Source organism: Thalassomonas sp. RHCl1, from assembly GCF_947387555.1.
Classification (GTDB): domain Bacteria; phylum Pseudomonadota; class Gammaproteobacteria; order Enterobacterales; family Alteromonadaceae; genus Thalassomonas.
Genome location: NZ_CANDNZ010000004.1, coordinates 273,822 through 292,670, shown reverse-complemented (window position 1 = coordinate 292,670; position 18,849 = coordinate 273,822). Strand labels below are relative to the sequence as shown.

The 18,849-nt window shown below is 47.4% G+C and carries 12 protein-coding genes; 9 read left to right on the top strand and 3 right to left on the bottom strand.

What is annotated here, in order from left to right:
• Positions 1-512 precede the first annotated feature (512 nt).
• The 8 genes from QL234_RS14135 (at position 513) to QL234_RS14100 (ending at position 10,688) form a co-directional block, all read left to right on the top strand.
• Complete coding sequence (locus QL234_RS14135; RefSeq protein WP_281558474.1) at positions 513-4,556, top strand: hybrid sensor histidine kinase/response regulator transcription factor; 4,044 nt, start codon at positions 513-515, stop codon at positions 4,554-4,556.
• A 565-nt stretch (positions 4,557-5,121) separates the two neighbouring features.
• Positions 5,122-5,832 carry an autoinducer binding domain-containing protein gene (locus QL234_RS14130; RefSeq protein WP_281558473.1) on the top strand — a complete coding sequence of 237 codons (711 nt, stop codon included), beginning with the start codon at positions 5,122-5,124 and terminating at the stop codon, positions 5,830-5,832.
• Between the two features lie 710 nt (positions 5,833-6,542).
• Positions 6,543-6,704, top strand: coding sequence for a hypothetical protein (locus QL234_RS14125; protein ID WP_281558472.1), 162 nt, complete (start codon positions 6,543-6,545; stop codon positions 6,702-6,704).
• Complete coding sequence (locus tag QL234_RS14120) at positions 6,697-7,077, top strand: hypothetical protein (RefSeq protein WP_281558471.1); 381 nt, start codon at positions 6,697-6,699, stop codon at positions 7,075-7,077. The genes QL234_RS14125 and QL234_RS14120 overlap by 8 nt, the downstream gene beginning before the upstream one ends.
• A gap of 236 nt (positions 7,078-7,313) precedes the next feature.
• Positions 7,314-7,895, top strand: coding sequence for a hypothetical protein (locus QL234_RS14115; RefSeq protein WP_281558470.1), 582 nt, complete (start codon positions 7,314-7,316; stop codon positions 7,893-7,895).
• A 189-nt stretch (positions 7,896-8,084) separates the two neighbouring features.
• On the top strand, positions 8,085-9,245 hold the full coding sequence (locus tag QL234_RS14110) for a phosphatidylserine/phosphatidylglycerophosphate/cardiolipin synthase family protein (RefSeq protein ID WP_281558469.1): 1,161 nt from the start codon (positions 8,085-8,087) through the stop codon (positions 9,243-9,245).
• 82 nt (positions 9,246-9,327) lie between these two features.
• Positions 9,328-10,065, top strand: coding sequence for an endonuclease/exonuclease/phosphatase family protein (locus tag QL234_RS14105; protein ID WP_281558468.1), 738 nt, complete (start codon positions 9,328-9,330; stop codon positions 10,063-10,065).
• Positions 10,066-10,451: 386 nt separating this feature from the next.
• On the top strand, positions 10,452-10,688 hold the full coding sequence (locus QL234_RS14100) for a hypothetical protein (RefSeq protein ID WP_281558467.1): 237 nt from the start codon (positions 10,452-10,454) through the stop codon (positions 10,686-10,688).
• 329 nt (positions 10,689-11,017) lie between these two features.
• Here the strand turns inward: QL234_RS14100 and QL234_RS14095 are convergent, their stop codons facing one another.
• From QL234_RS14095 to QL234_RS14085, 3 genes are all read right to left on the bottom strand, one after another.
• On the bottom strand, positions 11,018-12,148 hold the full coding sequence (locus tag QL234_RS14095; RefSeq protein ID WP_281558466.1) for an HDOD domain-containing protein: 1,131 nt from the start codon (positions 12,146-12,148) through the stop codon (positions 11,018-11,020).
• A 21-nt stretch (positions 12,149-12,169) separates the two neighbouring features.
• On the bottom strand, positions 12,170-14,197 hold the full coding sequence (locus QL234_RS14090; protein ID WP_281558465.1) for an MHYT domain-containing protein: 2,028 nt from the start codon (positions 14,195-14,197) through the stop codon (positions 12,170-12,172).
• Between the two features lie 210 nt (positions 14,198-14,407).
• Complete coding sequence (locus tag QL234_RS14085; protein WP_281558464.1) at positions 14,408-16,489, bottom strand: cellulose-binding domain-containing protein; 2,082 nt, start codon at positions 16,487-16,489, stop codon at positions 14,408-14,410.
• Positions 16,490-17,188: 699 nt separating this feature from the next.
• On the opposite strand from QL234_RS14085, the gene QL234_RS14080 reads away from it, so the two are divergent.
• Positions 17,189-18,835 (top strand): cellulase family glycosylhydrolase, encoded by a 1,647-nt coding sequence (locus QL234_RS14080; protein WP_281558463.1) that lies wholly within the window; start codon positions 17,189-17,191, stop codon positions 18,833-18,835.
• Positions 18,836-18,849: the final 14 nt, after the last annotated feature.

The following is an 18,849-nucleotide window of genomic DNA, read 5'->3' as shown; positions in this document are numbered from 1 at the left end:
TGATTCCTTTCGTTGACGGTGAAATGATAAATGCATTAATTAACAATGCTTTAGGTGGGAAGTAAAAGTGCTTTTACTTTATTTTCACCCTATTTTACTCGCTTTTTAACGGCGGGCAAGGCCATTATCGCGCCATCAAATCCATAATTGCGCCATTTTGATGATCGAAATAAGCAAGCTGAATTTTCTCCGGCGGCAGAGCTGTTTTACTTACTTTCACTGTTTGCTTTATTGTCAGCGATTTTTTTATTTATTATCATCTTCATCTATCATCGTCTGCCGAGGTTTTTCATCGGCTATCAGCAATATTTTCTAAAAGTGATCAAGGAAAACAGCCGTTGAACAAAGGATTTATTTATCGCCTGCCCGTTTTGCAATGCCTGATGCTTTCACCGATATTATTGTTAGGCCTGTATTGTACAGCTGCGCTTGCTCTTGTCCCGTCCCCATCTGGGGGGGCAGAAAAAGCTTCTGTCTTTGTTGCTGAAAACATCCTGTTTGAGCAGGCCAATATGGTAACTTCTGCCAATGTCGGCAGTGTTTTCAGTATCATTGAGGACAAGCCGGGCTATTTATGGCTGGGATCGTCCGAAGGCCTGTTCAAGTACGACGGCTATGAATTTAAGCGATATGTAGGGGATGACTCATATCAAAGCCTGCACCAAGAGCGGGACGGTAGTTTATGGGCGATGGGGAGAAGGTCAATGAAGAAATACCGACCTGAAACCGACAGCTTCGAGGCCTTTACTTTACCTGCAGCTGAGCATAAGTTGCTGAGCGATTTTCCGCATATCCATGCCATGGTGCAAAGCCAAGATGGCGGCTTATGGTTTTTTGCCAATGGCGGGCAAGTGCTGCAATATCAAAAAAGCCATGACCATTGGCGCAGGTATGCCTTGTTTCCCCAAGACAGCGGCAAGGAAACTTTGCCGCCTGTGCCGCTGCTAACCCGTGAGGGGCGGCTATTGTTGGGGGTAGGTCCTGAGCTGTTTGCCTATGATGCCGCCAGTGATAGTTTCAACCGGCTATTGACCTTAGATCAGGAAGATGTCTCGATAACTGTGCTTGCAGAAGAAGCTTCCGGCGCCTTACTGATAGGCAGCAACCGCGGCCTGTACCGCTCCCTTAGCGGTTCGGGGGAGATACAACATTACCATGTCTTGTCTGTAAAAATGCAGCCGGGCAAGTCTATCAGCAGTAACCTGGTGACCCGGATATTAATTGATAACCGGCAAAACATCTGGGTGGGAACGCAAGACGGCTTAAACTTATTTGACTCGCAAAGGGGGATTTTTGAGCGTATCCGCCACCCGGATGAGGTAAAAGTCGGCGAGTTTGTACAAACATTGGCGCAAGACAGCTCAGGTAACCTCTGGCTTTCGGGATTGTCCGGGCTTTATTATTATGCTCCGGAGAAAATGCGCTTTGTTATTGAAGCGGCAAACCCCGATGATCCCCATAGCCTGAGTCATCCGTCCCCCTGGTCTATTTTGTTCGACAGCCGGCAGCGTTTATGGCTGGGGACGCATGGCGGCGGTCTTAATGTTAAAAGATATGGCGAAAAAGTCTACCGGCGCTACCGCCATAGTACTGATCGTAACAGTCTCAGCGATATGTCGGTGATGTGGTTGTTAGAAGACAGCCGGCAAAATATCTGGCTTGGTACCCGCAATGGCTTAAACCTTTACCGGGAGCAAAGCGATGATTTTAAACATTTTTATTTTGCCCCTGAAAACAGTGATGCGCCGGTCAATAAAATCTACTCTCTGTTTGAGCAGGAAGGCAATATTTTCTGGCTGGCGACCCTTGGGGGCGTGGTGCGGGCCGAGTTCACCGCGGATGACCGTGCTTTGCCCGAGATGGCAACTTATCAGGTATTTTTGCCCGGGGAGGTTGTTTTTCATGTCTGGATGTCACCGGAGAAAGAGGTCTGGGCCGGGACGCAATCCGGCCTCTACCGGTTAAATCTTCAAGGGCAAGTCATTAAGCATTATCAAGATGGCGATAGCATTGCCGGTGGCTTTTCGGGTAATTTGGTGAACCAGGTATACCAGGATAAAAATGGTACTATCTGGGTCGGCACCGAAAACGGTTTGAATAAATATTTACCGCAGCAGGATGCGTTTGAATATATCCCGCTTTTTGGCAGGGAAACCCTGGCCGGGGTACAGAACCTGTTGGAAGATAAAAACGGTTTGTTATGGCTGGTGACCAGCAGCCGCGGCTTGATTGTGATGGATACCGACAAGGAGCAGGTGCTGGCACATTATACCCGCAGCGAAGGCTTTACCTTTGCCGTTACTTTGCATGCCCTGGCCCCGGACGGGCGTATTTATCTGGGCACCTTGAATCAGGGGCTGGTGAGCTTTTACCCCAAAGTAGGCCGGGGAGAGCAACAGATCCAACTGACCCGGATCCGCCTCGACGACAGGGAAATATTACCTGCTTCGGATGGCGGCTTTTATTTTAAAGGGGATAGCGCCGGCGATAACCGGCAAGAGAAAATGCCTCCCCAAGTATTTGCTTACAATAGTAAAAACCTGGTATTTCAGTTTTCTAATTTTGAGTATGCCAGGGGAAGTGCCGTTGAGTATCAATATAAGCTCGACGGCTTCGATGAACAATGGCGCGAGGCCCCGGCTATTAGCCGCTTGGCGACGTATACCAACTTATCGCCCGGGCACTATAGTTTTATCGCCCGGGCCCGTCTTTCTCTGGGACGCTGGAGCGAAACCCGCTTTGATTTTTCCATTGAATATCCTGTTTGGCGCAGCTGGTGGGCTTATTTCGGTTATTTAGTTGTGCTGGGGTTTTTTGTCTATTTAGGTGTCAGGGTGCAAACCCGGGTGCTGAAAAAGCGCAACCAGCTCCTGGAGCAAAAAATAGCCTTGCGAACCGGGCAAATCACCGAAAAGAACCATGAGATCACTGAGCTGTTGGCCAGTAAAAACCGCTTCTACAGCAATATTTCCCATGAGTTTCGTACGCCGCTGACGGTGATGTTGATTCCGATAGAAAAAATGCTGGCAAGCAATCCTGAGAATAAAGGGCAGTGGCAGGCCGCTTATCACCAGGGGCAGCGGCTGGTGAAAATGGTGGAGCACCTTATTGAATTTGCCAGTCAGGATAAAAAGGCGGCGGTTGTTAATACGCCGTACCCGCTTGATAGCGCCATCCGCCAATTGTGTGAGGCTTATGCCGCCATGGCGGATGAAAAAGTGATAGCACTTCACCTGGATATTCAGGTTATCACTCCCCAGGTATTGCTGACACAGGATTGCCTGGAGCAGGTGTTGGGCAATTTAATCAGCAATGCCATTAAATATACCCCGGCTAACGGCAAGATATGGGTGACGGTAACCGAGGAAAACGCAAATCTGAAGCTGAGGGTGATGGATACCGGTTACGGCATAGCGCCGCAATATCAGCAGCAGGTATTCGAGCGCTTTAGCCGTATCGACAATCCCAAGCATGACAAGGTAGAGGGGATAGGCATTGGCCTTGCCATAGTTAAAGAGCAGGTAGCGCTCAACCAGGGCAGCATCACCCTGAGCAGCGAGCCGGGTAAGGGCTGCTGTTTTACCGTGACTTTACCTGTGATTGCCGCCAATGAGGACTTGGGGGCGTTTTCTTTGAGGCCAGGGAGCACGGACGCTGCTTTGCCGGCGCAGGACTTAGCGGCAGCAGGGGAAATATCGGCAGAAGCTTTGCAAGCACCGGGCAAGGAGAAGGAAAAGCTGTTAATCGTTGAGGATAATCCTGATTTGAGGCGACTGCTGAGCCAGGAGCTCGGCGGTGCTTTTCATTGCCTGACTGCCAAAGACGGCGCCGCAGGTATTGCGCTGGCGCAGCGGGAATTGCCTGATTTGATCGTCAGCGATGTGATGATGCCCAATAAAAACGGCTTTGAACTGTGCGAATCGGTGAAGCAGTCTTCACTGACTTGCCATATCCCGGTTATTTTATTGACCGCCAAAGGGGATAAAGCCAGTAAAATGACCGGCTGGCAATGTGAAGCTGATGACTATATCGGGAAACCGTTTGATATCCGGGAGCTGAGCTGCCGTATTGATAACCTTATCAACAGCAGGAAAAAGCTGGCGCAAGTGCACAAATTAAGGTTTTTGTCCGGACAAATCCCACAGGACGATGCCGGGGCGGCGCCGCAGTTACTTCTAAGTGAGGTAAGCTCTGATGCAAGCTTGCCGTTACCGGAGCGCTTTATCGAAGATATTAAAGCCGTGGTCGAGCAGGGATATACCCAGGCGGAGTTTTCTATTAACGACATGGCCGAAGGGCTTTATATGAGTAGCCGCCAGTTGCAGCGTAAAACCAAGGCCATTTTACAACTCTCTCCTTCTGAGTATTTAAAACAGTTTCGGTTGCAGCAATCGAAAGTTTATTTGCAGCAAAACATGCAGGCGGCAAGTGTTGCCCACCGGGTTGGCTTTTCATCGCCTGCCTATTTCGGCTCCTGTTTTAAGGCGCAGTATGGCCTGACTCCGGTGCAGTACCAGCAAAGCTGTATCGACGGTGAGCGCCTTGCCAGCCGATAAGCGAGCAATAGCCTAAAGCGCAGATATCGATTTATGCGATAGACTCTGCTATTGCTCGCCACGACAGTAGGGCAGAAAAAGCAAGGAGTCATTTCTGCTCTCATGCGGTTTATTCCCGTTCCCCTCCCTACCTGAGTAAGGCGTTTCCCGTGGGCGTTTTGCTATCGCCACGCGATCACTGGAACTAGGATGCAGCGATGGCGCCCGGCAATGAAAAAATAACCAAGCCAGCAAATCTTACTCACAACATGTAATCTGTGTACTTCTTTGCCTTGCCGGAACCGGCAAGCTTCTCTTTTTGCCGCCGGATAAGAAAAATCAGCTGACATGCAGTTTACTGTAAGCCTCGTATACAAAGGCCTGCAGGGGAGTGTCACTTAACTGATAGTCGTGGTCGCGTATTTGACAGCATTTGTCGCAAGATTGATACCGCTCTTTTTTAAGGCACTTTAAAGTCTGCCGTTATCTGTTTCTGCTTATTCGTAGCCGGGGTTTGTTTGTAATTGTTGGCGAAATACCAGATGGACAGATGTGGACGTAACAAGGTAGAGAAAGGGCTTATATAGTGAAAAATGTACATTCAAATTTAGACAGGGAATTTGGCGCAGGAGTCACTTTTGAGGATGTCGAAAATTTAATTTTTACCCGCGCCGAACAAGCGGGGTTTGCCGGTATTTTTATCACAGGTATTTCCTGTATTACCGATGATATTAAGTTGATCAGTAATTTTCCCGGGGAATTTATCTCGGCTTATTGCCGCAATAAATACTTTCTCCATGATCCCGTGCTGCACTATTGCAGCCAACATCACAGCCCGATCACCTGGCATGACAGTTACGACATGGCTTCAAAATGCAAAGAGGTCCGGTTATTACAGCAGTTGTCGCTATCCTGTGGTATTGAACATTGCCTGGCTATTCCTGCTTTCACCAATAAGGGGGCCGGTGTGGTGAGTTTCTATTTCAGCGGCGACAAGGCCGAGTTCTTATCGCTGTGCGACAGTAAATATGCTGAACTTATCGGTTTATCCCAGCTTTTTTTTGGTGGGCTATCAAGAAATTACCCGGAAAGACTGTTCATGCAATTTAACTTAACGACCCGGGAAAAAGAATGTCTGCAGTTTATTGTCAAGGGCTTGAGTAATCTTGAAATTTCCCGGCTGATGCGGGTTTCCAGGGACAGGGTTAAGGAGCTGGTGAGTTTGATCCTAAAAAAGCTTGAAGCAGCCAATCGTACCGAGGCGGTGATGATTGCCGCGAAAAGTGGAGCGCTTTAACCTTTGCCGGGCAAAGCCTCAGGCAAAACAAAGTACCTTCGATACCGGGGCACAATGATTAAAGCTAAATTCCTGCTAAATGCTGTTTAGTGTGAAAAAGCCTGCTCTTATTCAAATTTCCTTCCGTGTCTAAATATCTGAATCAGGTCAGGTAAAGTTCAAAATACTTGATGCAGGCCTTATCGCCGTCACAACATAAAACGCTATCTTCTTGCACTTCCCCTTTAACTGCCGGACTAAGTTCTCTGTCATCACATGAGGCAGTAGCGCATCGAAGATGTCTTGACCGGGCCATCTATCTGGAGTCATTGTCTCAAGATCCCTGGCCTTGCAATCAGTCAGCTATTTCGCATTGGCTATGGACTGATTAAATTGTGCCGGATTGAGGAGAGCGCTTAGCAGTTGTACTTTTACGGCTATGTTTTCGTTGGCTGTTGCTCCCCTGTAACAGGTCAGCAACCTCTATTTTTATTTATACATTTCATATGGTTGATGTTTTCGTACAGCTGATTATACAGTACGGGCAATTACCATAAATATTAAATGCCAACCTAGCCTGATTTTTCCGATATTTTGTACTATCACTAACAGGTGAATTCCCATCAGCGGAGGTATTGAAAGAAGAGCACCAGAAGATAAACCAAGCGCTGCCCCTAAGTGCGGCAACACTCAGAGACAGCTAACCACAACAGATATACGGAGTATCCATCATGGCTAAATCTAATGATATGCCAGAGTTTCACTCGGTTAAAGCTTACCTAACAGAAAGTTTAACAGAAAATATACCAACCCCCGCCATCAGACAGCCACCATCAGCTTATGCCAGCAACTATACGCCGTTAAGTCGCAAGGGAGGAAGCTGTCATGTCTGAATCAAACCTACCACTCACGGAAGATGCAATCAAAAGGGAACAGCTGTCGAGCGATTTTGCCAATCTAAGTGAAGATTTTGACAAATTCAGCGAAGAATGCGCCTTCCTGTTCGATGCATTCGCAGCGGTTACCCGCGAGCCCGAATGCATCACAGAGCACACCAGTGAAGGTATCAGGCACCTGTGTTATTGGCTCAAATATCAGGTAATCGGTTACCGGGAGAAAAAAATAGGCGAGATGCAAGAACGCTGGAGAGTTAACGGCAATAATAGTTTCAGCTATGTCAGTGACCCGCCCGGTATTAAATGCTCTTCTGGTACCCCTGATGTCCTGATAATTCACCGTATAGCTGAACTTTCCATACCGCAGTGAATAATGAACAGCAACACTAAATGCACGCAAAGCCGCCTTTACACCGTGTGCCTGCAATTTAAAGGAACATAGCTATTACTAATTTCATATTTACATAAAGATAAATGCACTTTTACCTTAGTTTTATCCTCTTTTACTCGATTTTCACTCCCGGGAAGGCCGATGATGCTCCACGACATCCAAATCAGGTTGTCTACACATACACAATTGAAATTTATGTATAAAGGATTAGATTAATGAAACATTTGTTAGCATTATCATTAGTGATTGGCTTAAACGGATTAACTGCTGCACCGGTACAGGCTGAGCAGAGGTATATGGAATGCAGCTCGGGTGATAATGAGCTGCATTACTCAGGATGTAGCTGGCTGGATCAACTAAGCCATAACCCGCTTCGTCAAAATGCCGTTGCTGCTCCGGGCCTGGAAAATGGTAATTCTGTGCATGTTTGCCGGGAGTTTGCCGGGGTGCCGGGTAAAAGGGTCGGCACCAACTGCTATACTCCCTGGTACGGGAAAGAGTCAGGTCACAGCCATTATCAGGTATTGGCGGCACAACCGGGCCTGGTTGAATGGGAAGCGATTAATTACCGCGCCAATGAAGCCCAGGTTCAGCCGGGTAAATTGCTGATAAAGTCCATGAATGAGGGCAGTTATAACTCTTATATTTGTGCGGTACGGGATCAGCACGGTAATTTTATGACAGGTAAATATGTTGGCTCCTATTGCTGGTATCCTTACGGCGGACATGAATATGCCGTAGATCCCGCTAACCACTCTGACAACAGGCAAGTCTATGTGCTTTGGTATAAAGGATAAGTTGCCACAGCCATAGCGTTTAGCCAAGCTAGGTATTTATCGCCTGTCGTGATTAAGGTTTGCCAAAGGCGGGCGATAAATACTATTAAGCAGTATTTTTTCTTATTTATTTGAAAATATAAGAGATTTCTTTTGCTAAAATGAAGGCAAGCACTTAAGCGAAAAGCTGTTATTGCAAAGAGGTTGAGAGTGACCAAAACCTGCGTTCCGGCAACAAAATCATGGCAGTCGGAAACGGTTTTTACCGGGGGAGACGAGTATTTCCAACAGCTGGGGTTAGATATTTCCCGGGCCAGGCACACCATAGATCTGGCGTTTTATATTTTTAGTTTTGATGCCCTGGGCAATAAGATATTGTCTGCTTTGCAGGCGGCGAGCGGGCGCGGTGTCAGGGTACGTATCATGGTCGACGGCATCGGCTCGCCGCAATGGCATGCCAGTACCATAAAGCAGCTGGCACAATCGGGTATCGAAGTGAGAATCTACCATCCCTATCCCTGGCGTTTTCCTTTAAAAGCCCTGACCCGGGTAAATGTCCTGCTGGATCGCTTTTTTCATTTATGGGGCAAAATCAATACCCGGGATCACAGGAAGTCCTGTGTGATTGATGATGAAATTGCCTGGATCGGCAGTTTCAACCTGGTGCAATATCATATGCAGCGTTATATGGAGAACCGGGCCTGGCGCGACACCGGGGTGCGGGTTTGCGGCCTTCAGGTGAAGCTGATCACGGCTATTTTTGATTATATCTGGTGTCGCCGCCGATATCCGGTCAGTGAGCCTTTAAGCAGCCTGCCGCCGTTAAGGTATGGTTCTGTAGTGCGCAGCAATGTTACCATTCGCCTTCGGCGGTTATTTGCCCGTGAGCTTTATCATAATATTATTTTTGCCACGCAGCGGGTTTGGGCCACCAACGCCTATTTTGTCCCGGTATCCAGGCTGCAACTGAGTCTGATCCGGGCGGCCAAAAAAGGTATTGATGTGCGTTTGATTTTGCCGTCGATGTCGGATGTGATTTTTGCCCCCTGGATCGCCCGTTTTTATTACCGTATTTTGCTGCTCAGCGGTGTCAGGATCTTTGAATATCAGCCGAGTATTTTACATGCCAAAACGTTGCTTTTTGATGACTTTGCCTATGTCGGCTCCAGTAATCTCAATCACCGCAGCTTGCTCCATGATCTGGAGCTGGATATTGTCTGTCGGCGGGAGGAGTCTATTAAAACATTGGAGCAGCAGTTTCTGCTCGATCAATGTCTGTCGGTAGAAATCACCCAGGATAAGTTAAACCAGGGGCGCTGGTGGGAAAAAATACTGGCCAGGGTGTTACTTATCCTTAAGTCCTGGATGTGAGCATACGCTATGAACTCAAATTATCTTTTATATAATTAGATGTGGTGGCCGGTGATCGGTTAACAGCATTTTGGGTGCGGCTATGCAACAAGCAATAAAAGTACTGTCTTACAACATCCATAAAGGGATGAATATGGGTAACCGCAAATGGGTGCTGGACAATATCCGTCGCTTGATCCGCAGGGCCGGGGCCGATGTTGTCTTTTTGCAGGAGGTTGCCGGGGATGCCAGGCGTAAAATCGATGTCAGCCAGTTTGAATATTTGGCCGACTCTGTCTGGCAGCATTATGCCTACGGCAAAAATGCCGTTTATGATGCCGGCCATCACGGCAATGCCATTTTAAGCAAGTTCCCCTTTATCAACTGGTGCAATCAGGATATCTCCACCAACCGCTTTGAGCACAGAGGGGTGCTGCATGGGGTTATTGCCAATGAAGCCAACCCGGAGCAGGAATGCCATTTATTATGCGTACACCTGGATTTACTTGAAGCGGGGCGCCGTAAACAGCTGCAGCGCATATGCCGTTATGTCAGGGAGCAGGTGCCGGAAGGTGCCGGTTTGATCCTTGCCGGCGATATGAATGACTGGTTACAGAATGCCTCACGGTTATTAACCGGGCAATTGGGGCTGCAAGAAGCTTTTAAGGTGGCGAAAGGCCGTTATGCCAGGACATTTCCTGCGATTTTACCGCTGTTGCCCCTTGACCGTATCTATTTTCGTAACTGCGATTTGCTGCACTGTGAGCGGCTAAGTTTAGTGAATGAGCCCCAGCTATCGGATCATTTGCCCTTGATGGCGAACTTTGGCTACCAAGAATAGTTGCCGCTCCATTGAGTCATATGACGTAGAAAGCGACTGATTAATATTGATAAGATATTTTATGCTGTCAACTCAATAGCCTTGCTTAGCGGTAAGCAGCTTCCTGGTAATACATATGGCCCCTATCTTTACTGGTCCTGTACACATGACTTGGTTATATTCTCATGGCCGGAACGTGCTGTGGTGTTAGAAGAGCTCAATCCGAAGCCAGGAGACAATGCTGCTATTATTGATATCTTCCCTTAAAAGTAATGGGCTCTACATAAAATACACCTTATAAAAACAAAATATTAACATGCATCTTGATATTTAACTTTTGCTTCAGTATGTTATTTAGGCGCTTCATGATGAAGGCTTTATTTTATTTTTGAATTAGGGAAAAGATAATGAAATCAAAAAAAATAACAAAATTAAATAAAAAAACAGCTTCCCTGGCGATGCTGGCACTTGGCATTGGCATGAGTATCAGTGTTCCTACTACGGCAAAAGTCAGGTCATGTGCGGATACATGTACTCTTGTCCTTAATATCTGTATGAGGGAAGCATCGGGCATGGAAGAGCAAATGGCTTGTTTTGACCAAAACTTTAGCTGTTTAGAAAACTGTGGTGTAGCCCCCTTTTAAACCATTTTCGACACTGTTTTAACTCGCCTATTTTAAAATCAGCAAAGCCAACACTGGTTTTGCTGATTTTACTGTTTTTGGTTTGCCCGGCCATTTTAATTTATTGCTTTTTAGAGCCGTTTCTTCCCTGTTGGCATAAGCGTGGCGGCGGCCCGCGAGTGCTTTTTACCTGTCAAAGCTGTTAGTGCTATTAAAAATGAGGCTTTTTGAAAAAGCCCGGTATTAACAGCTCAGGATATTAGATGTCTTTAAGGGCAATCGTTATCGATACGGAATTAGCAGCATTTTGGTAAAAATGGCTGACTTATTATGCGTTACTATTCATCCGTTTAACGATAGTTATCAGCCTTGTTACGCCAGTGTTTAACTTTTTCTGCTATGTCAAAATGCTTGATAAATTCCCTGTTTATAGGGTATTGATTGATTAGGCAATAGGCGACATAGACAGCTGCACTTGAAGTAAAGGGCTTTTTTGTCAAGGCATTAGGGTGGCGGAATGACAGCAGGGTTTCGATAAGGTGGTAGGGAAAGTTCCATATATGCAATAAGTAGCCGCCCAGCTGGCTATGCTCAATACCAAACAGCTCACGTTCGAGTTCAATATTGTCTCTATTGTCTTTTTTTAAGGCCAGGTAAGTATCCAGGGAGCTGGCAGATATTTCAGGCAGGATAAATTTACCTATGTTGTGCAGTAAACCCGCCAGCATGGCTTCCTGCTTGAATTCGGGGGCTGCAATAAAGTGGGCCAGGCGGCCCACGGCTAACCCGCGTGTCTGCTCCGCCAGTACAGAAAAACCAGGAGGTTCGTATATTTGCGCGTGTAACTCTGTGGCGGCGACTATGCTGACAATAATATCGACCCCTAAACGGGTGATCGCTTCTGTGATATCGCAGACTTCTCTTGAATTGATAAAAAAGGAGCTGTTGGATAGTTGGAGAATTTTAGCCACCAGCGAGGAATCTTCGGCGATGACTTCGGCAAATCTCTCCATGTTGGTAGCATCGTGCTGTAATATCGAGTTCAGCCGGATATAGGTTCTCGGGGGGGAGGGCAAGGTTTTAATGCTGCCAAGCTGTTTGCGAATAGCCAGGTCGGGCAAAGCCGTGCGTACCTGTTTAATGTTTTCTATTAAGTTGAGCAACATCTCGGGTTTGCTGGGTTTTGTCAGCCATTGATGGGCAACCAAACTTGCTTTTAGTGAAGCTTCTTCATCGGCATGCCCGGATAAGATGATGCGTACCATGTCGGGATAGAATTTAGTGATTTTTTCGAGCAGGTCTGCGCCATCCATTTTTGGCATCCGCATATCTGTGACGATTAAATCTATCTTTTCCTGGGTCAGCAAAAATAAAGCTTCCAGGGCATCTTCGGCAAAAACAATTTCGTAGCCGCAGTTATATAAAGAGCGTTGTATGCCCTTTAACACTAAAGGCTCATCATCAACAAACATGGCTTTCATAGCATAAACTTCCTTATCATATTACGCGATTGCTTCCTGATCGGCGGCTTGGTCGGTTGTGGCTACCAGCTCCGACTTGATCGGTAATTGTATGGTAAAAACGGTTCCTTCGCCGTATACGGACTGTGCATATAATTTACCTTGGTGTTGTTCTACGATGACATTGTAAGCCATACTCAGACCTTGCCCCGTTCCTTTGCCTACATCTTTTGTGGTGTAAAAAGGATCGAATATGCGGTTGAGGATTTTTTCTGTCATCCCGGTACCGTTATCTTTTATGGTAATAATCGCGTCCGTATTGTCCTGGTGGGTACGGATAATGATTTTTCCTCTTGTATCATCAGCGGTAAATTTCTCTGCGATAGCGTGGGCGGCGTTAACGACAATATTGAGGATAACCTGGTTAAATTCATCCCGCAGACACATAACCCTGGGTAAGGAGCTGTCAAAAATGGTTTCGACTTCAGCGACATGCCGCCACTCGCTCTGGGCTACCGTTAAGGTTGTTTCTATCGCTTCAGTGATGTTGGTTAACATCATCTCACCTCTGCTGGAATGAGAAAAAGACTTCATCGCACCGACAATCGTAGAAATACGCGCTAGTCCTTCCAGTGACTGGGACAGTGCAAGGGGGACTTCTTCGGTTAAAAAGTTAAGGTCGGCTTTTTTTAGCTGTGCCTTAACCGCTTCGCTGCCTTCAGGCTTGTGATGGTCAAGATAGTCTTGACTGGCCTGGAGAGCGGTGAGCATATTGGCAAAAGCTTCCTGTAAAAAAGCTGTATTATCTGATACATACTGGATTGGAGTGTTGATTTCATGGGCGATGCCTGAAGCCATCTCACCGATAGACTCCAATTTCATGGCATGGCGCAATTGCGTTTCCAGTTGCACCCGGGAGGTGATATCTCTGACAATACAATTAAACATGAGCTTAAAATCAATCACTAAGGTCATTTTTGAGAAAGTAACTTCGATGGGAAAACGGTCGCCGTTTGCTTTTGCGCCTTCTAAAATTAAGGTCTGGCCGATGATTTCTTTCTGCTCTCCCTTGATTTCTTTGATAAGCTTTTCCCGGGTAATTGACGGCATTAACTGTTCCAGGGCGCAGTTATCTAATTTCTGGGGTTTATAGTTAAACATGGTTAATGCGGTAGAGTTATATTGGTGTATATGGCCCTTATCATTGATCACGAACCAGCCATTAGCTAAGTGCTCGATAATATCTTGCTCTCTTGCCTGGCTCGCCCTGGCGATATCTTCTGCGGCTTGTAATCTCTGCTCTATTAACGCCATTAAAATCGTGGCAGCGACAAATACGGCGACAACGGCTGCGATGATCAGGGAAAGCACCTGGGATTGCGTCGACATTTGTGGGGACAGGGAGTTGGCTGCTTGTTGCTGATAAAAACTGACTGATGCCGTGGCGATATAATGCATGCCCGAAATAGCTGCCCCGATAACTGCTGCACAGGCCAGGCGGAGCGATAATTCATTTTTTCTGTATTTGTGAACAAGCGTGATCAGATAAACGGCAAAGCTCGCCAGGATATGGGCAAAGAGCAATGAGGCAACAAATAAAGTGAAGTCATAAATCATTTTTCCCGCAATCATGATGGCTTCCATGCCAATAAAATGCATCAGGCTGATGCCAAGGGATAAAGATAAGGCGGCCATTTGAGTATTAAGTACAGTGAAGCGCTCGGATGAGAGAAGATATAAAGTAAAGAAGGCACCAATAATTGCAGGAAACACGGAGAGAAAAGTTACCGTAACATCGTATGGCATATTTATCGGTATGACATGGGCGAGCATACCGATAAAGTGCATTGCCCAGATCCCTAAACCTAACACTAAACTGCCAAAGACATACCATAACGGCTTATTTTTTCCGGCATGAATATCCCAGGTTTGCATTAATACCACTAACGCAGAATAAGCGGCAAAACCGGCAACAAGGATAGATAAAGGGACCAGAAGAAAATTAAAATGACCTTCCACTAAGAAGTAGGCCGGATTGTTAACAGGATGAAACCTCCAAAAGCCCAACACGCATGATTCCCTATGCAAAATTTAACTGGCAATTAAAAAAGAGATTAGATTAAAAGTGAGCAAACTCAAGTGCCGGGATTAATTATCGGTTTTTAATTTATTCCTCTTTGCCCCTGATCTTGTTTGAACAGAGCCGGTTTAATTTACGGAATAAAAAGCATTTTTTAAGACAAGGGCAAATTTTACCGGCTTTGCATCATTTCTCTCTGATTAACGGCATACGCCGAGCAAGCTCCAGGAGGCATCGCTGCCGGGCTGGCTGTTGGTGTACCAGTTACTCTGATATAAACTCCCCTGATACACCATAAGATCGCCGCTATCGTTATGGCTGTAGTCTCCCTCGGGAAAATCTTTCCTTAACCAGTCGGGGTAGATGTTGATGTCGTCACAGCTGACGCCGTTGCTGCTATCTGCTTCCGACCAGCGAAAGGTCACTGCGGTGCGCGGCGGGAGCGGATATTGGAAATATTGCCCCCGCCAGCTGACGGTTGTGTTTTTCGCCTGAGCCCAGGAAGCATTGTAGGCGAGCAGTACATAAGAATTATCCGGGTTTTTAAAGGCGCTGTGGTGGAGATCGCCGCTGATTTCACCAGAATTTATGCGTACGGCACCTGCCTGCAAGACTTTTGAGAGCTGGGAAATAATGTAATAGGAGACATTCCTGTTGACGGTTAAATTGCTTTCATTTAAGGTCATGGCGCCCATGCAGTTGAGACAACCCCTTTGGGCAGTGCTCGGCGAGGTAAACAGGTTCCACTCTAACACCGTTTTCGACCAGTTGCGGGTTGCCCCAATCACCACATTTTCCATATGCCAGCCCAAGTCCTGGTTAAAAGCATCGGTTAATTCTGCTTCACTGCTGCCACTTGGCAGCCCGGTCCACTGCTCGGTAAAATAGACATCCTTGCCCGAGCTTTGTTTGACTGTACTCATGGCACTGATATCGCCGCCATAAAGATGGAAGGCGGAGCCGTCGACATACTGGCTTTGTGCCACCTGGATAGGAAAGCTGGTGTTGTCGCAGTTATGATCAAAACCTAAAATTTTCACCTGGCTGTGGGCAGAGTTTTTTAATAACGGGCCAAGATGGTTTTCAATGAAATCATATTGCTCACCCGCACTCATCAGCATGCTGGGCTCGTTATGACCGTTTTCCGGCTCATTCTGTACCGTCAGTCCCCAAATATCCAATTCCTGAGCCGCCATGGCATCGAGGTATTTTTTTAAATACAATGCCAGATCGCCATAGTGCTCACCTTTAAGGCGGCCGCCGATCCAGTGGTTATTGGTTTTCATCCATCGCGGTGCGCTCCAGGGACTGGCGAGCAGTTTTATCTCAGGGTTAATGGCGCGGATTTTTTTTAAGACCGGTATTAAGCTGTCCAGATCAGGGCCGGCCAGGCTGAAGCTGTCAGTATCTGTAACCTCGGTAAAGGTAAAAGACTCCCAGGTGCCGGCGCTTTGATCGTTATCCACCATACGCACCAGTTTATTATCGTCTACCTGCAATCTGTCATGGTTGCCAACACCTTTTAGCGGCAGGGATAAAAAATAACTGCCCGGGATCTCTCCCGGCGTGAGCTGCCATTTTTCCCAGGTGCCGGTGGCGCTGCCGTGCATATCCGCCATGTTGGTATCATCGGTGCGTAGTCTGGCCAAAGGGCCGCCTGCTGCCCGGTCGATATACCAGTAGCCGTCGCCGGCAGGCACAAATTGCCACTGAAAGTCGGCTCCCGATGCTGCATTGTCGCCGGTGTAGGCATCTTCACTGTCGCCGCTGGCACCGATGCGGGCATTATGGGCGGGCAGGTTAATGTAATAGCGTTTGCCGGGATCCGGAGTAAAGGCGTTATCGCTGGTCACGGCTTCGTTATAGCTATATAAGGAAGCACTTAAATCCGATGCCCCCAGGGTGATACGTAACAGGGAAATACCGTTTCCGGTGACCGGGTGGAATAATTCATTTAACAGTGCATCCTGTTTAGCTGGCGGTAACATGGAAATGGCCAGGGCACTGGCCTGGGTGAGTGCAAATCCCAATCCGTCTACGCTTTGGTAGCTTTGTTCTTCGTTGACCGTGATAAGGTTGGGCTGGTCGGTGTTATCAAGCCCCTGGCTAAAAGTTATGTCTGCCTGCTGCTGCAATAAAGCACTTTTATCGCCACGGGTTTCCAGGACAGATACCTCCCGGGCCTGCGATATCATCGGTGCCACGGCAGAGGTTAATGCCGGTAGCAGCATAACACTCAGTACCAGGCGTTTTAAAGGGGGCATGAAAGTGCAATTTATCATAAAGTCTTTCCTTTTTATTGTTGTTGTTAATGTATAAAGTTGTTCGGGCAAGCCATAAGTCATACTGCAGCGCCGGCTAACATCCGCCATAGATGATGACGGGTAGGGCAGCGTTTCTTTTTATGTCTTTAAGCGGCCACCTTAAATAACCCTGTGTTGGGTGATTTTTATCAATTTCAAAATATGGAATGTAAGCGCTTACAGGGCTAAAAGCAAATTTAAGTCACTTTTTGCTCGCTCATGAGAATGGAAGCAGAGCCTGCCTGTTATGAATTTACTCTTTGTCAGCACAAGATTTTAAAACTGAGTGTTTTTTACTCTGGCAACTGAGTTTTGATGACCGTACCTTTTTTGTGTTTATTTTATTATTTTACAGTGCTTTATGTTTTGGTTGCGTGTTTTGAATCGTTCAGATACGGGCTTTGGTAAAGTTGAACGTTCAACTTTATGACGGGGGCTAACTCTGGTCGAAGCCAAGCAGAGTCCCTGATACTTTTTTTATAGCGGACGAGCTGTTGCTGTTAAAGCACCCGGGATCTCCTTGCCTGATGATGGGGAATAAAAAGGTCAAGGTGCTCACTTTTGGCGATGTGTGGCTAAGTCGCTGGCTCACAGCATAAAACGGATTATTTAAAGGGATAGATAAGTAAGGTTTTTATAACAAGCATTATGCTGACAAGATAACAATAAGGATGAACAATGAAACAAACAGTTAAGTTAATGTCTTTACTCTCCGGTATCCTGCTGGCGAGCAGTTACCAGGCACAAGCGGTACAACCGTTAACGGTCCAGGGCAACCAGGTTTTGGCCGGCGGCAAGCAAACCAGTTTTGCCGGGCCAAGTTTATTTTGGAGTAATACCGGTTGGGGGGCGGAGAAGTTCTATAGTGCCGATATTGTCAGCCAGGCAAAATCTCAGCTGGGGGCGACCATTATCCGCGCCGCCATGGGGGTGGATGAAAGCGGTGGTTATGCCCATGATCCCGACGGCAACAAGGACCGGGTAATGACTGTGGTTGATGCCGCCATTGCCAACGATATGTATGTGATCATCGACTGGCACACTCATGATGCCCATAAAGAGTGGGGTAAAGCGAAAGCATTTTTCGTGGAAATGGCGCAAAAATACGGCAACACCAATAACGTGATTTATGAAATTTATAATGAGCCGCTGGGGGTGTCCTGGTCCGGTCATATTAAACCTTATGCCGAAGATATTATCAGCGGCATCCGCGCCGTTGATCCGGATAATTTGATCATTGTCGGCACACCTAACTGGTCACAGGATGTTAACCAGGCCTCTTATGATCCCATCAATGACAGCAATATCGCCTATACCCTGCATTTCTATGCCGGTAGCCATTTTGGCGGCTTACGTGACAAGGCCCGGGAAGCGATGAGTAACGGCATTGCCTTGTTTGCCACCGAGTGGGGCACGGTGGATGCCAGCGGCGACGGTGCGGTAAATTATGGCAGTACCGATGAGTGGATGAATTTTTTAAAGTCCAATAATATCAGCCATACCAACTGGTCTATTCATGACAAGGCCGAAGGGGCGTCCATGTTCCAGCCCGGCGGCAGCTGGGACAACCTGACGGCATCGGGTGCTAAAGTCAAAGAAATTATCCAAAACTGGAACTCGGATACCGGCTGTAGCCCCAATTGTCCGCCGGCAGCGGAAGGGCGAATCGAGGCTGAAGATTATATTGCCATGGCTGGGGTACAAACGGAAAGTACCACGGATACCGGCGGCGGGCTCAATATCGGTTATATTGATCCCGGCGACTGGATGACTTACCGGGTGAATGTCTCAACAAGCGGCACTTATAAAGTTTCTTACCGGGTCTCAAGTTATGACGGCGGCCAATTGCAATTTGAAAAAGCCGGCGGTGCTGTCGCCTACGGTGTTATGGATGTTCCCGCCACCGGCGGCTGGCAAAACTGGCAAACCGTCAGCCATACTGTGACTTTAACAGCAGGTGAACAGGAGCTGGCAATTGCCTCGCTGGCAGGGGCCTGGAATATCAACTGGTTCGAGCTGAGCCCGCAAGCTGGGGGCGCGGACAGCGATAATGACGGGGTGAGTGATAGCCTGGACCAATGTCCCGAGACCCCGGAGGGTACCCAGGTGGATGGTGCCGGTTGTCCGCTGATCGATGGCGGCGATTGTGCCGGCATTAATGTTTACCCCAACTGGACCAGCAAAGACTGGGAAGGGGGAGAGCCGACCCACAATGAAGCCGGCGATATGATGGTCTATCAAGGTAATGTCTATAGTGCCAACTGGTATACAAACACCATTCCCGGCAGTGATGAAACCTGGACCTTTGTTAAGGCTTGCCATTAACTCTTAATGAACAG

Excerpts from the sequence above, each read along its gene's own strand:
- QL234_RS14135 (WP_281558474.1), top strand. The coding sequence starts at position 513 with ATGGTAACTTCTGCCAATGTCGGCAGTGTTTTCAGTATCATTGAGGAC.
- QL234_RS14125 (WP_281558472.1), top strand. The coding sequence starts at position 6,543 with ATGGCTAAATCTAATGATATGCCAGAGTTTCACTCGGTTAAAGCTTAC.
- QL234_RS14120 (WP_281558471.1), top strand. The coding sequence starts at position 6,697 with ATGTCTGAATCAAACCTACCACTCACGGAAGATGCAATCAAAAGGGAA.
- QL234_RS14115 (WP_281558470.1), top strand. The coding sequence starts at position 7,314 with ATGAAACATTTGTTAGCATTATCATTAGTGATTGGCTTAAACGGATTA.
- QL234_RS14105 (WP_281558468.1), top strand. The coding sequence starts at position 9,328 with ATGCAACAAGCAATAAAAGTACTGTCTTACAACATCCATAAAGGGATG.
- QL234_RS14100 (WP_281558467.1), top strand. The coding sequence starts at position 10,452 with ATGAAATCAAAAAAAATAACAAAATTAAATAAAAAAACAGCTTCCCTG.
- QL234_RS14095 (WP_281558466.1), bottom strand. The coding sequence starts at position 12,148 with ATGAAAGCCATGTTTGTTGATGATGAGCCTTTAGTGTTAAAGGGCATA.
- QL234_RS14085 (WP_281558464.1), bottom strand. The coding sequence starts at position 16,489 with ATGATAAATTGCACTTTCATGCCCCCTTTAAAACGCCTGGTACTGAGT.
- QL234_RS14080 (WP_281558463.1), top strand. The coding sequence starts at position 17,189 with ATGAAACAAACAGTTAAGTTAATGTCTTTACTCTCCGGTATCCTGCTG.